Raw genomic sequence first — 12,622 nt, 5'->3', positions numbered from 1 at the left:
GTCGACTTATAAAGGTTTGCGGCAGAGTATCGCTTCTGTGAATCGGCACCCGTCCGGAGCGCCGTCGTTTATATACTCGCGGCGTGTGACCCGGAGACATGGTCGAGGTAGTCACGTTCGGCGAGGCGATGCTCAGGCTCTCACCACCGGCCGACGGTCGGCTGGAGACGACGCCACAGTTCGACGTCACCGTCGGGGGCTCGGAGAGCAACGTCGCAGCCCTTGCAAGTCGACTGGGTCGGGACGCGATCTGGTTGTCGAAACTTCCCGACGATCCTCTCGGGCGACGCGTCGCGGGTCAACTTCGTCGTGACGGTGTCGAGCCAGTAGTCTGCTGGAGCGACGAGGGTCGCGTCGGGACGTACTACCTCGAATCGGGCGATCCACCGAGGGGGACAGACGTCGTCTACGACCGGGCCGGCTCGGCAGTGACCACCGTCCAGCCCGGCGACCTCGACACCGAGACTGTCGAATCGGCCGAGGTCTTTCACACCTCGGGGATCACGCCTGCCCTGTCGGACGCGACCGCGCAGACGACGGCCCAGCTGTTATCGATCGCTTCTCAGTCGGGAACCACGGTGAGTTTCGACCTGAACTATCGCTCGAAACTCTGGTCGCACGCGGAAGCCCGCGACACGCTCGAACCACTACTCGCGGACGTCGATCTGTTGTTCGCGCCGCGGCGCGACACCGAGTCGATCCTCGGAATCGACGCCGCGGCCCAGGAGATGGCGCGCCACCTCGCCGGGACTTACGGAATCGAGACGGTAGTCGTCACGATGGGCGGTGACGGAGCGCTTGCACTCCACGAGGGAGAGTGCTACGAGCAGTCGGTCTATCCAGCTTCGGATCGGCGGCCGATCGGGACCGGTGACGCCTTCGTCGGTGGGTTTCTTGCGGCCCTCGTCGAGACAGACGACCTCGACACGGCGCTCTCGTGGGGTGCGGCGGCGGCCGCTCTCAAACGATCGATTCCGGGCGACATCGCGACTATCACCCCGGACGAAGTGCGGGAAGTCATCGATGGGGCCACACCTGACATCTCTCGATGAGGTGGGTTCGAGGAGGGAGGACTCGGTGTGGACACGAACGGTGTAAATTTTGCCGGAATGTGTGAATAGGTGTCCCACCACAGGTCCAGCGCGCTCTGACAAGCTTCATATCCCAGGCGGGCACAGTTCGGGACATGATAGACGACGCCAGCAAACACTCACCTTCGGTCGCGGGAGGGCGATAAGATGCGGAACGCCAAGATCGTCTGTACACTGGGCCCAGCGTCCGATTCCCGCGAGGACATCGCAGCGCTCGCCGAGGCAGGCATGTCCGTCGCGCGACTCAACGCCAGTCACGGAACGCCCGAGCACCGACGCGACGTGATCGACCGGATCAGGGCAGTCGACGAATCACACGACGAGCCAGTTGCAGTCCTGCACGACCTCCCCGGTCCGGAAGTTCGGACCGCGGATATCGAGGAACCGATCGAGCTCGCGGCTGAGTCGCGGATCCGCTATTACAAAGGCGACGACGCGAGCCCGGAAGCGGTCGGCCTCTCGCTCGACATCTCGGCGGTGGAACCCGGCGACAAGGTGTTGCTGGACGACGGACGGATCGAGACCACAGTCGAGGAAGTCGACGGAAGCGACGTGTACGCCCGCGTCGAAAACGGCGGAACGCTGTCGGCCCGAAAAGGCGTCAACGTCCCCGGCGTCGAGCTGGATCTGCCGGTGATTCCGGCCCGTGACCAGCGCGAGATCGAGGTCGCCGCCGAGAAAGACGTCGACTTCGTCGCGGCGTCGTTCGTCGGGACGGCTCGGACATCCGCGAGATCGACGACGCACTCACCGAACTGGGCGCGGACATCCCGATCGTCGCGAAGATCGAGCGCGCGGGGGCTGTCGAAAACCTTGAAGACATCATGGACGCGGCCTACGGGATCATGGTAGCGCGCGGGGACCTCGGTGTGGAGCTTCCGCTCGAACGGGTGCCGATCATCCAGAAGCAGATCATTCGCAAGTGCAACCAGGCCGGCGTGCCGGTCATCACGGCCACCGAGATGCTCGATTCGATGGTCGAGGCTCGGCGGCCGACCCGCGCGGAGGCCTCGGACGTCGCCAACGCCGTCCTCGACGGGACCGACGCGGTCATGCTCTCGGCGGAGACGGCCATCGGTGACCATCCCCCGAGAGTCGTCTCGACGATGGCCCGGATCGTCGAGGAAGTCGAAAAAAGCGAGGAGTACGAAGAGTTGCGCGAACAGCGGATCCCGGAAGCCGACGACACGCAGGCGGACGCGCTGGCCCACGCCGCGCGGTTCCTCGCCGAGGACATCGGCGCGAAAGCTATCGTCGCCGCCAGCGAATCCGGCTACTCGGCGCTGAAAGCCGCGAAGTTCCGACCCGGCATCCCCATCATCGCCTCGACGCCGAACGACCGCGTTCGACGACAGCTCGCGCTCTCGTGGGGGATTCACCCGACTTCTGCACCGTACACGACCGGCGGCGCTGACGCGATCATCCAGAATTCCGTCCAGTCGGCGCTGGATACGAACATCGCCCGCAACGGCGACACGCTCGTCGTCGTCTCCGGGATGATGACCGAACTCGACGGGATCGGGACCTCGAATATGCTCAAGGTCCACGTCGCCGCCGAGACCATCGTCTCCGGGACGACAGTGGTCGAGGGGCTCGTCACTGGCGACCTTCACCGACTCGAAGACGGCGATCTCTCGGAAGCACCTGAGGGGTCGATCGTCGCCGTGCCGGCCGACTACGACGGCGAACTCGTCGGCGACGCCGACGGAATCAGAGGAATCGTCGACGGCCACAGCGGAACGAAAAGCCACGCGGCCGTTCTCGCGCGCGAATTCGACCTTCCGATGATCTCGAACGCGACGCTCCCGGATGCTGTCGAAGACGGCGCCGTCGTGACGCTGGACGCCGAGCGAGGCGTCCTCTATCGCGACGCCGTCGGCGCGCAGCGACTCTAGACGGCGAAACACGTATTTTCTCTCCGGGAGTGTTCCCGGCAATGGGCGTCATCGAAGTCTCGGACCTCTCGAAACACTACGGCGACGTGCGCGCAGTGGATGGGGTCAGTTTCACCGTCGACGCGGGCGAGGTATTCGGCTTTCTGGGCCCCAACGGTGCGGGCAAGACGACGACTATCCGAACACTGCTCGGTTTTCTGGAACCGACGGACGGATCTGGGACGGTTCTGGGCTCGGATTGTACGGACGAGCCGGCGATGATCGAGGCCAAACGGTCGATCGGATACTTGCCAGCCAATCCCGCGTTCGAGGAGAGCGCGACCGGCCGGGAGATTCTGGACCTCCATGGATCGATCAAAGGCGAGTCTCGGCGTGCGGAGTTACTCGAACTGTTCGATCCACCGCTGGATCGCCGTGTTCGGGAGTACTCTTCGGGAAACAAACAGAAGCTCGGGATCATCCAGTCGTTCATGCACGACCCCGAACTGGTCGTGATGGACGAACCCACGAGTGGACTCGATCCGCTGATGCAACAGCGGTTCAACGAGTTCGTCCGCGAAGAGCGTGATCGAGGGACGACGGTCTTTTTTTCCTCGCACGTCCTCAGCGAGGTCCGCCGGGTCTGTGACAGGGTCGCGATACTCCGGAACGGGAAACTCGTCACGACGGAGAAAATCGAATCACTGCTCGATCGCAGCGGGAAGTTCGTCCACGCCCGGATCCGGGGCCGGGTCGGTGCCGACGCCTTCGATGGCAGCGCAGTCCACGACCTCGAACGAGTGGTCGTCGACGATGAGGATGGTGACAGAGATGCGATCGACGGGGCGGACGGCGGTGAGTTGGCGACCGTGACCGAAGTCCGATTCACCTACACCGGCGACGTCAACGACCTCCTGACGTCACTGGCGAATCACGACCTGCTGGATCTCGACATCGAGGAAGCGCCGCTCGAAGAGGTCTTCATGCGTTTTTACGGGGCAGAGGATGGATCGACTGCGGAAGAGAGAGGTGACGCCGATGTTTGAACTCGCCCGCTACGAGGCGCGCCGACGGCTTCGAGGGGCACTGTATCTCAGCGTCGGATTATCACTGTTGGCGGGGATGTACATCGGGACGTTCCCGTCGATCGCGACCGACATCGACCTCGACGAGTTCATCGAGCAGATGCCGGAGATCTTCAAGGAACTGTTCAACCTCGCGACGATGAACACGATCGAGGGCTTTCTCGCTGCGGAGCTGTACTCGATCGGCTGGACCCTGCTGCTGGGACTGTACGTCGCCTACAGCGCGGCGTCGCTGATCGCCGAGGACGTCGACCGAGAGCGGATGGACATCCTGCTGTCGCTACCGATCTCGCGCGCCCGACTGCTCGGCGAGAAGTTCCTCGCATTAGGCGTCCCGATCGTCGTCGTAAACGTCGTCGTACCGGTCGTCGTCTTCGCGGGGACTGCGGCTATCGGCTACCCGATCGATCCGGTGAATCTGGCCATCGTCCACGCACTCTCGATCCCGTATCTACTGGCGTGCGGGGGAATCGGGATCGTCCTGTCAGTGTTGGTCGATCGGGCGACGATCGCCCAGCGCGGTTCGCTGGTACTGTTGTTCGGACTCTTTTTGTTCGAGTCGCTGACGGTCGTCGCCGGCTACGACTGGCTGGGATCGATCGCGCCGATGCGATATTTCAACCCCACAGACGTACTCGTCGAGAGCAGCTACGACCTGCTCGGTGGTGTGGTCCTGTTGGTCGGAGCAATCGCACTCGTCGCCGCCAGCGCGGTGTACTTCCGCAGGCGAGACATCGAGTGATCGAGCGTCCTCACTCGCTGATAATCACGGCGAGGTATTTACTCTCGACACCACAATGGATGTGTATGGACGTCTCGTCCGGCCGGGGCGTGAGGTGATCTCGCTTCGATGAGCCAGAACGACGACGACCCCACGTCAGCGCCTCACTTCGATCGTCCACCACTGACGTTCACTGACTACGACGATCGCGAGATAGCGATTCGAGCGGGTTTCACACCCGAGGCGCTCGGGGATATGTACGCTGATTTCGCACCTGATAGCCGTGCGCAGGGTCTCCCCCCGATGGGTGAGCGGCGGATCGGCGAGTGGCTCGACGTCCTCGAAGACGGTGTGAACGTCGTTGCTTTCCACGAGAACAGGGCCGACGGCGATCCCGTCGCCGTCGGCCACGCCTGTCTGCTCGACTGTGGCGACGGAACGTCCGAACTGACGATCTTCGTCCACCACGACTACCAGCTCGCGGGGATCGGCTCACGGCTCATCCGCGGACTGCTCGGCGAGGGGCAGGCCCGGGGTGTCGAGCGGGTGTGGCTCACCGTGGAGCGCTCGAACCACGTGGCCATGAACCTCTATCGATCCGTCGGGTTCGAGACATCGAGTGCGGCCGGGATCGAACACGAGATGGAACTTCCATTGGGCTAGCGCCGTGCCGGTCGCAACGTATCACCGCCGACCGCTGTTGGAACCCCGTTGGCCACCCGAATCGATATCCGATGCCGTCCGGCGCTTGCCGAGGTTCGACTGGCGCTTGCCGGAGTTGGACTGGCGCTTCTGTCTCGGATGGCGATTGGCCTGTGCCCTGGCCGCACGCTGCTCCTGTAACTTATCGTCGACGACGCTCCCGACCTGATGGAACAACAGGACTGTCATGATGAACGGCCAACCCAGGACGACTAACGCACCGAACAGAAGTCCGCCCCCCTCCGCGCCGCCGTCGATCATCGTCGCTGTGATCAAAAACAGGATCACGCCGACGAGGACTGCCTTGAAGTAATACGCTATGGCATGGCTTGTCGCACTTACCATGCCAGTACAGTACTATCAATCAATAGTAAATCCATTGCATGTTTGCATTCCTGTTAGTGTCGAATACAATCTCCTGTGCTGACTAGTTCGATATGGCTGGTTTGCAATGGGTGTCTGGAGGTCGGAAGGTCTCAGAGGTTTCGCGCGAGCATCACTTCGTCGACGTAGGCCTCCTCGATCTTGTAGTGGTCCTCCCGGACAGCCTCGATTTCCCAGTCGTGGGTTTCCAGAAATTCGATGGCGTCTTGATTGGTCGCTGGGACGCTCTGATAAATTTTCTCGTAGCCCTGTGTCGCGCCCCACTCGATACCGCGTTCGAGGAGGTGGCTGCCGATACCGTGGCCGCGGTACTCATCGAGGACGCCGACGGTCAACTCGGCGGTGTGACTGAGTTTGTCGGTTTCTGGGTGTTTGATGTGGACCCAACCCACGACCTCGTCGCTGACGGTCGCGACGAAGAACATCCGCGATTCGACCTCGTTGTGCCGCAAGAGGACGCCCTCGCTGTCGAGAATGTCCGCGACGGTCTCGGCGTCGACGTAGGTCTTCGATTCGACGGCCTGGCGAATCGCACCGACGAGCCCCGTCAGGTCCTCCTGTCGAGCCTGGCGGATCGTGAACTCGACGTCGTCCTCGCTGAACTCCTCCTCGACGTCGGCCTCGTAGGCCACGCGCAGATCTCCCTGCCCGCCCTCTTCGAGAATACCGTCGCGTTTGAGGATCGCGACGTGATGGCCGAACGCTCGTGGGTCCATGTGCAACGATTGTCTGAGGTCTTCCGGGTCGGCTGTCCCTGCCCGCTCGACGTACCTGTAGATGTCCTCGCGATCCCTGTGGCCGAATTCGAAGTCGTCGGTGAGTTCCATGCGGGTAGGTATCACACCCCGATACTTAACGGTTCTTCAACGCCACCGACCGGAACGTCAATAGTTCCCACAGTTTCGCTCCAGAGCCGTCATAGGAACGTACTCACCCTGAGGACGCGAACGGTGTGGTGTTCCGTCTTCCTATGACTTTCAACGCCAGTCGAACACTCCCACCGTATTTCGATTCGCTGGAGGTCGGCGTGCTCCTGCACCACCCCGAGACGGGGGCCGTCCTCGACGCCAACCACCGCCTCGAAGAGATGTACGGATACACGACATCGACGCTCCAGAACCTCTCGGTCGAGGCGTACAGTGCGAACACCTATTCACACTCCGACGAAGAGATGCGCGCACGGATCAACGAGGCTGCGAACGGTCACCCACAGTCGTTCCGCTGGCGGATCAAGCGTAGCGACGGCGAACTCATCTGGGTCAAGATTCACCTGTCGCAGATCGAACTCGGCGACTCGACACCGGTCCTCGGCGAGGTCCGAAACGTCTCGGCGTACACGGCGACGAGCCGGCGTGTAAACCTGCTCTCGCGAATCATCAGACACAACCTCCGCAACGACGTCACAGTACTGGACGGCTACGCCGAGGCGATCGAAGCAGCGACCGACGACGACGACGTCGAGGAGTACGCACGAACGATTCGCTCGAAAGCGACCGACCTCGGCGGGCTCAACGAATCCGTTCGGGAGATCGAACACGCGACGATCGAGTCGTCCGACAAAGGGCGAATTCGGCGGGCTTCCGAAGCTGTCTCTGACGTGGTTGCACCCATCTCGGCGGCACATCCCGAGGCGACGATCGACCTGGAAGAGGAGACCGCAATGTGGGTCGAATCGCAAGACGCACTCGGGCACGCGGTCAGTCACGCCGTCGAGAACGCGATCGTCCACGCCGAGGACGAGCCGTCAGTTCGGGTCGCCATCGACGAATCCCCGAACACTGGCCGTCTCGAAATCCGTATCGAAGACGCCTGCCCGGCTATTCCGCAGATGGAACTGGACGCCATCGACGAACTGTCCGAGAACACGGCGACCTCTCACGGCTCCGGTGTCGGGCTGTTCGTGATGAAGTGGTGTATCGAATCGCTGGGCGGTGAACTCAAGATCGTTCGAAATCGGCCGCGAGGCAACGTCGTCCACTTCTACCTGCCGCCGAAAGAGCCGCCCTGATCGACTGTCTCACCGCGGTGTGATCCTCTCACCGGGCATCTTTCTCTGGGACGTGTGTCAGCACCTGCGCCACGTCGTGGACGTTGTGTGTTTCGAGCAGGGCTTCGGCGGCCTTGCGGATCGTGAACTCGGCTTCGATGTCGACACCGTAACAGGCCGCGTAGAGTTCGAGCCAGGTGTTCATCGCGCCTTCGAGCCGGTCGAAGTCGGCGGGGTCGAAGCGATGCCAGTCGTCGCTCCGGGCGTCGACGTAGACCATCACCGCGGGGCCAACTCCCCCTCTGAGGTAGCCCATCGCTCGATCCTCGTCCGGCGGATCCGCTGGCGATTCGAACGCCTCTCGATCCCGAGCCGCCTGGTCGGCGAGCGATTCGATTCGCGCGGTATAGGTCATCGGACCTCAGCCCTGTCGGTACTCGACGCCTTTGCCGCCGCGCGGGTGGGTCCAGTCGGTGTCGGCGACGACCGCGCAGGTCCCACACTCGACGCAGGGCTGGGTGTCCAGGCTGACGACCGTCTCCTCCTTGCCGTTCCGCTGGACTGTCTCTTCACGGTAGCAGCCCCCGCCGAAGTCCTTCGCGCTGACGGGGCAGGCCGTCACGGCAGTTCCGGAGGCCTCGAAGGAGTTGTCCAGCACCTCGATGTGGGGGTTGCCCTCGTCGATGTCGTAGGTGAGATCGCCGATCCGATCGTCCAGTTCCGGCGGCTCGACGGAATTCGTCTCCGTGATCGGTTCACCCAGCGCCTTCGCGATAGTCGTGGGGACGGTGACGTACGGCGTTTTCGTGTCCGGAATGAGCGCCATCATCCGCGGTGAGTTGAACAGCTTTTCTACTGTGCCGCCCATGAGCTTGATCGCTGTCGTCCCGATGGGTGACTTCACGAGCGTGTCCGCGAGTTTCGTCATCGGGCCGTTCTCCGCAAGCGCACTGGAGACCTTGTAGCTCGTCGGTCGAAGCTTGTCCATCACTCCCTCACTGCGGAGTTTCTGCTCGTAGAGATCGCCTGCCGCTGTTGGGTCGCCGCGCGAGCGGGCTTCGACGAACGCCTCGGCGACGAGTCCACCCGCGGAGACGGCGTGGTTCATCCCCTTGATGATCGGTCCCTGGGCCTGCATCTGCCCGGCCGCGTCGCCGACCAGACAGAGTCGCCCTCGATGTGGCGAGGGGTGGGCGACCTTCTTCGAGTCCGGGACGAGTTTGGCGCTGTACTCGATCTCGTCGTACTCCTCGTCGAGCCACTGCCCCAGAAGGGGGTGCGTGAGCAGATTATCGAGGAGTTCGTGCGGTTCGTACTGCCCTTCTGCGATCGAGTCGAGGTGGAAGACCGTCCCAATCGAGAGCGTGTCCTCGTTGGTATAGAGGAATCCGCCGCCGCGACAGCCCTCGAAGAGGTCGCCGCTGAACAGGTGCGCCTCGCCCTCGTCTTCGTCGATGTCGAACCGTTCCTCGACTGCGCCCTCGGGCATGTCGACGACCGCTTTGACGCCCTGGAACCACTCCTCGGGTTCGTCCCAGTCCATCAACCCGGCGTCACGAGCCAGTTCGGAGTTGACGCCGTCCGCGGCGACGATCAGATCCGCTTCGATCGGATCGATCTCGTCACAGGTGACGCCGACGATCTCACCAGCCTCGCGGAGGAGGCCGTTGACACGAACGTCTGTCAGGAGTCCGCCGCCGGTCTCACGGGTCTTCTCGTGGACGCGTTCTGCGATCCACGAATCCATCGTCCGACGGAGGACCGAATCCGACCAGACCGTGTCGTGGTGGTGGATCCCCCCGAGGTCGAACGTCTTGACCGTCTCGCCAGCGACGTTGTGGATGTAGTGGTCGGTGACCGGCCGCTCGGTCGCCTCCTCCCGGAGTCCGGGAAAGAGACTGTCGAGCGTGTACGGAGCGGACTCCTCGGCGTACAGCAGCCCTCCCGAGACGTTCTTCGAGCCGGCGTCGACCCCGCGTTCCAAGACGAGGGTTTCGACGCCGTTGTTCGCCAGTGCCGCTGCCGCCGCTGCGCCGCCGGGTCCACACCCGACGACAAGCGCCTCGTAGTGTTCGTGCTCTGTCATCGACAGTCCTCCGCTGTATAGTCAGTCATCTGCTGGTCCCTCCGCCACTGCTTCGATCTTCAGTTCGCCCGATTCGATCGCGTCGGTCAGCTTCGGCAGTACCTCGAAGAGGTCGCCCTCGATGAAGTAATCCGAGAAGTCCCGGATATCCGCGTCGGGATCGGTGTTGATCGAGATGATCGTGTCGGACTCGTCCATCCCGACCTTGTGCTGGACCGCACCCGAGATCCCGGCGGCGATGTAGATGTCCGGTTCGACCTCCTGGCCTGACTCGCCGATCTGGCGTTCCTCGGAGATGTACTGTGAGACGTGGCCCTCGAAGTCGTAGCTCGAGGTGATCACACCTCGTGAAAGGCCGAATGCTGCGTCCTGGAAGGCGTCGACCAGATCGAGGCCGAGTTCGATCCCCTCGGTCGGACTGCGGCCGATGCCACGCCCCATCGCGACGACGACTTCGTGGCCGGTGAGATCGATTCCGGATTCGAGCGTGTCGTGATCGGTCACCTCGACCTGGAACCAATCGTCCTCGAGGGGCATCTCGTGTTCGACGACCTGGCCCTCCCGGTCGAAGTCGGGTTCGGGAAGGTCGAACGCCCCCGGAATCACCGAGCCGCCCTGCGGGTGGAACTCCCGGTTTGGCTTGTCGATACAGAGGATCGTCGAGTACTCGAACCCGGAGAAGTCCGGCCGCGGCATATGGAGGATGCGCTCGAACTCCTTCTTCTCGCCGGGTTTGCCCGTCTTCGCGGGATTCGAGATCATCGCGTCCTCGATATACAGGTCCGAGCAGTCCGACGCGAGCCCGGAGTCGAGTTCTCCCTGGGCCAGCGCCGAGAGGTCCCGGCCGTTGTTGGTCGCCGGGTAGATCGTGTAGCGGGGCTCCTGGTAGTCGCGCCAGTCGTCTTCCGCGCGATCTTCGCGGGCGTGCGGATTGTCCGCCGAACGCGCCATGTCGACGAAAATCTCGGTGTACGGTTTGTGGCGGAACCGAGCCAGTTCGGGCCCCTCCTGATAGACGACGACGTCAGCGCCGTAGGCGATGACTTCCTCGGTCAGGTCTTCGATCTCGTCGCCGATCAGGACCGCGACGACTCGTTCCTCTGCGTCGTAGTCGTCGTTGTACCCGTCCATCAGCTCGCGGGCCTTGCCCAGCATCTCCTTGCTGACGTCGATCAGCTCGCCGTGCTGGGTCTCACAGTAGACCCACATGTCCCCGTAGGTCCCGTTCTCCAGGGCCTTCACCCAACGCTTGTCCGCGGTCGGGTGGTCGAGTTCGGGATACTTCTCCTCGGGCGGCTGGAAGATCGACTCCTCGCTGTCTTCTTCGTCGGTCCCCGAGACGGACTCGATTCGGTTCTCGATCTGGGAGATGGCAGTCTTGCGCTCGTCTCCTTCTTTCTCGCGTTCGAGCATGTCCTCCAGGACGGCGACGTCGTCGACGTCCCGGACCAGATTAGCGATGTCCGCAACGGTGAGCTCCGAGAGATCGACCGACTCGGGGTCGATTTCGTCGGGCTCTTCTTCGAGTTTCTCGATTCGGCTCTCGATGAGCGTCTTCACAGGCGCTCGATCCTCGCCTGCTTCCTCGAGGTCGAGCATCTCCCGAAGCTCGTCGGCGTCGTCGACGTCTTTGATCTTCGGGCCGAGTTCCGCGATTTCGTACTCTGTAGGGTCGATTTCGGGCATGATCAGTCACCTGCCGCTTCCGGTGTGCCCTCTGCGAAGGGCGCGAGTTCGTCCAGCACGTCGTTCAGCCCCTCCTCGTCGTCGGCATCGATCAGCTCGGCTTCACGTTCGGAGGGTGCTTTTGGAATCGGATCGACGGACGAGACGATCGTCGGCGAGCCATCCAGGCCGATGTAGTCCGGATCGAGGTTCAGATCCTCGTGGTCCCACGTCGTCAGCACCTCCTCGTAGTTCTCTGCGCGTTCCTGGGTCTGCTCGCGCAGGTCTTTGTGTTTCAGTCGCGAGGAGGCCGTCCGATAGGTTGGTTCGAACTCCGGATCGGTCACGACGAACGCCGGCAGCGGCGCTTCGACGGTCTCGATCTCCTCGACGTCACCCTCGACGAGCCGTTTCGCCCGAACCACTTCTTCGTCCTCGTCGATGTCGAGCGAGATGACGTGGGTGATCAACGGGCGATCCATACACCACATCGTCTGGGGGCCAGTATGGCCGGTCTCCCCGTCGGCGGTCTTGAAGCCCGCGATGACGAGGTCGGGTTGGTCGTCGAGTTTCTCGATCCCGGTCGCGAGCGTCATCGCCGTCGCCCAGGTGTCTGCGGCGGCCATCTCGCGATCGCTGAGCAGGTACAGATCGTCCGCGTAGACGTCTGCCATGCCCTCCTGGAGGATCTCCTCGTAGCCGGGCGGGCCCATACTCATCAGGCTCACGTCCCCGCCGTGGCGGACCTTCGTCTGGAGTGCCGCCCGCAACGCGTGTTTGTCGTTGGGATTCATCACCGTCGGCGTCTCTCCCCGTTCGAGGTGGCCGTCCTCGTCGAAACTGACCACTCCCTCGCGAAAGTCGGGGACGCCTTTCGTCAGCACTACTGTGCGCATATACTCTATCCCTCGTGAGTGTGTCTCAGGGAGGGAGCCTAATAATCTTTCACCAACGAACAAGACGGATCGCTCTTACGTCTCGGACTTTCTCGGTGATGGGGGCGATCACACAAATGGAACGGGAAAGC

11 protein-coding genes and 1 pseudogene are annotated in these 12,622 nt (G+C 62.8%); 6 read left to right on the top strand and 6 right to left on the bottom strand.

Annotation, left to right across the window (positions count from 1 at the left end; all coding sequences use genetic code 11):
- Nucleotides 1-98 precede the first annotated feature (98 nt).
- From kdgK1 to DV733_RS15340, 5 genes and pseudogenes are all read left to right on the top strand, one after another.
- Nucleotides 99-1,052, top strand: a complete 954-nt coding sequence (gene kdgK1, locus DV733_RS15360; RefSeq protein WP_049992855.1) for a bifunctional 2-dehydro-3-deoxygluconokinase/2-dehydro-3-deoxygalactonokinase — start codon at nucleotides 99-101, stop codon at nucleotides 1,050-1,052.
- A 186-nt stretch (nucleotides 1,053-1,238) separates the two neighbouring features.
- Nucleotides 1,239-2,986, top strand: a pseudogene (gene pyk, locus DV733_RS15355) (pyruvate kinase).
- A gap of 41 nt (nucleotides 2,987-3,027) precedes the next feature.
- Complete coding sequence (locus tag DV733_RS15350; protein WP_049992853.1) at nucleotides 3,028-4,011, top strand: ABC transporter ATP-binding protein; 984 nt, start codon at nucleotides 3,028-3,030, stop codon at nucleotides 4,009-4,011.
- On the top strand, nucleotides 4,004-4,792 hold the full coding sequence (locus tag DV733_RS15345) for an ABC transporter permease subunit (RefSeq protein WP_049994270.1): 789 nt from the start codon (nucleotides 4,004-4,006) through the stop codon (nucleotides 4,790-4,792). Before DV733_RS15350 ends, DV733_RS15345 begins: the two co-directional genes overlap by 8 nt.
- 108 nt (nucleotides 4,793-4,900) lie before the next feature.
- Nucleotides 4,901-5,434: a GNAT family N-acetyltransferase gene (locus tag DV733_RS15340; RefSeq protein ID WP_049992852.1), complete on the top strand. Its 534-nt coding sequence runs from the start codon at nucleotides 4,901-4,903 to the stop codon at nucleotides 5,432-5,434.
- A 21-nt stretch (nucleotides 5,435-5,455) separates the two neighbouring features.
- Here DV733_RS15340 and DV733_RS15335 read toward each other — a convergent pair whose 3' ends face one another.
- Both DV733_RS15335 and DV733_RS15330 read right to left on the bottom strand, forming a co-directional pair.
- A complete protein-coding gene (locus tag DV733_RS15335; protein ID WP_049992851.1) occupies nucleotides 5,456-5,818 on the bottom strand; it encodes a hypothetical protein in 363 nt (120 codons plus the stop codon).
- A 131-nt stretch (nucleotides 5,819-5,949) separates the two neighbouring features.
- Nucleotides 5,950-6,684 carry a GNAT family N-acetyltransferase gene (locus DV733_RS15330; RefSeq protein WP_049992850.1) on the bottom strand — a complete coding sequence of 245 codons (735 nt, stop codon included), beginning with the start codon at nucleotides 6,682-6,684 and terminating at the stop codon, nucleotides 5,950-5,952.
- Nucleotides 6,685-6,827: 143 nt separating this feature from the next.
- Here DV733_RS15330 and DV733_RS15325 point away from each other — a divergent pair, with 143 nt between their 5' ends.
- Nucleotides 6,828-7,865 (top strand): PAS domain-containing sensor histidine kinase, encoded by a 1,038-nt coding sequence (locus DV733_RS15325; RefSeq protein ID WP_079979364.1) that lies wholly within the window; start codon nucleotides 6,828-6,830, stop codon nucleotides 7,863-7,865.
- A 28-nt stretch (nucleotides 7,866-7,893) separates the two neighbouring features.
- Here DV733_RS15325 and DV733_RS15320 read toward each other — a convergent pair whose 3' ends face one another.
- The 4 genes from DV733_RS15320 to DV733_RS15305 are packed head-to-tail and all read right to left on the bottom strand — an operon-like array spanning nucleotide 7,894 to nucleotide 12,491.
- A complete protein-coding gene (locus DV733_RS15320) occupies nucleotides 7,894-8,259 on the bottom strand; it encodes a hypothetical protein (protein ID WP_049992849.1) in 366 nt (121 codons plus the stop codon).
- A gap of 6 nt (nucleotides 8,260-8,265) precedes the next feature.
- Nucleotides 8,266-9,930 carry an FAD-dependent monooxygenase gene (locus DV733_RS15315; protein ID WP_049992848.1) on the bottom strand — a complete coding sequence of 555 codons (1,665 nt, stop codon included), beginning with the start codon at nucleotides 9,928-9,930 and terminating at the stop codon, nucleotides 8,266-8,268.
- 21 nt (nucleotides 9,931-9,951) lie between these two features.
- Nucleotides 9,952-11,616, bottom strand: a complete 1,665-nt coding sequence (locus tag DV733_RS15310) for an electron transfer flavoprotein subunit alpha/FixB family protein (RefSeq protein WP_049992847.1) — start codon at nucleotides 11,614-11,616, stop codon at nucleotides 9,952-9,954.
- A 2-nt stretch (nucleotides 11,617-11,618) separates the two neighbouring features.
- A complete protein-coding gene (locus DV733_RS15305) occupies nucleotides 11,619-12,491 on the bottom strand; it encodes an electron transfer flavoprotein subunit beta/FixA family protein (protein ID WP_049992846.1) in 873 nt (290 codons plus the stop codon).
- Nucleotides 12,492-12,622: the final 131 nt, after the last annotated feature.

It is taken from the genome of Halapricum salinum (genome assembly GCF_004799665.1).
Lineage (GTDB): Archaea > Halobacteriota > Halobacteria > Halobacteriales > Haloarculaceae > Halapricum > Halapricum salinum.
The sequence above is the reverse complement of the archived record's forward strand: the minus strand, read 5'-3'. Positions and strand labels throughout refer to the sequence as shown.

Coding starts and splice junctions, on each gene's coding strand:
- DV733_RS15340 (WP_049992852.1), top strand. CDS start 4,901: ATGAGCCAGAACGACGACGACCCCACGTCAGCGCCTCACTTCGATCGT.
- DV733_RS15305 (WP_049992846.1), bottom strand. CDS start 12,491: ATGCGCACAGTAGTGCTGACGAAAGGCGTCCCCGACTTTCGCGAGGGA.
- DV733_RS15330 (WP_049992850.1), bottom strand. CDS start 6,684: ATGGAACTCACCGACGACTTCGAATTCGGCCACAGGGATCGCGAGGAC.
- kdgK1 (WP_049992855.1), top strand. CDS start 99: ATGGTCGAGGTAGTCACGTTCGGCGAGGCGATGCTCAGGCTCTCACCA.
- DV733_RS15335 (WP_049992851.1), bottom strand. CDS start 5,818: ATGGTAAGTGCGACAAGCCATGCCATAGCGTATTACTTCAAGGCAGTC.
- DV733_RS15350 (WP_049992853.1), top strand. CDS start 3,028: ATGGGCGTCATCGAAGTCTCGGACCTCTCGAAACACTACGGCGACGTG.
- DV733_RS15315 (WP_049992848.1), bottom strand. CDS start 9,930: ATGACAGAGCACGAACACTACGAGGCGCTTGTCGTCGGGTGTGGACCC.
- DV733_RS15320 (WP_049992849.1), bottom strand. CDS start 8,259: ATGACCTATACCGCGCGAATCGAATCGCTCGCCGACCAGGCGGCTCGG.
- DV733_RS15325 (WP_079979364.1), top strand. CDS start 6,828: ATGACTTTCAACGCCAGTCGAACACTCCCACCGTATTTCGATTCGCTG.
- DV733_RS15345 (WP_049994270.1), top strand. CDS start 4,004: ATGTTTGAACTCGCCCGCTACGAGGCGCGCCGACGGCTTCGAGGGGCA.
- DV733_RS15310 (WP_049992847.1), bottom strand. CDS start 11,616: ATGCCCGAAATCGACCCTACAGAGTACGAAATCGCGGAACTCGGCCCG.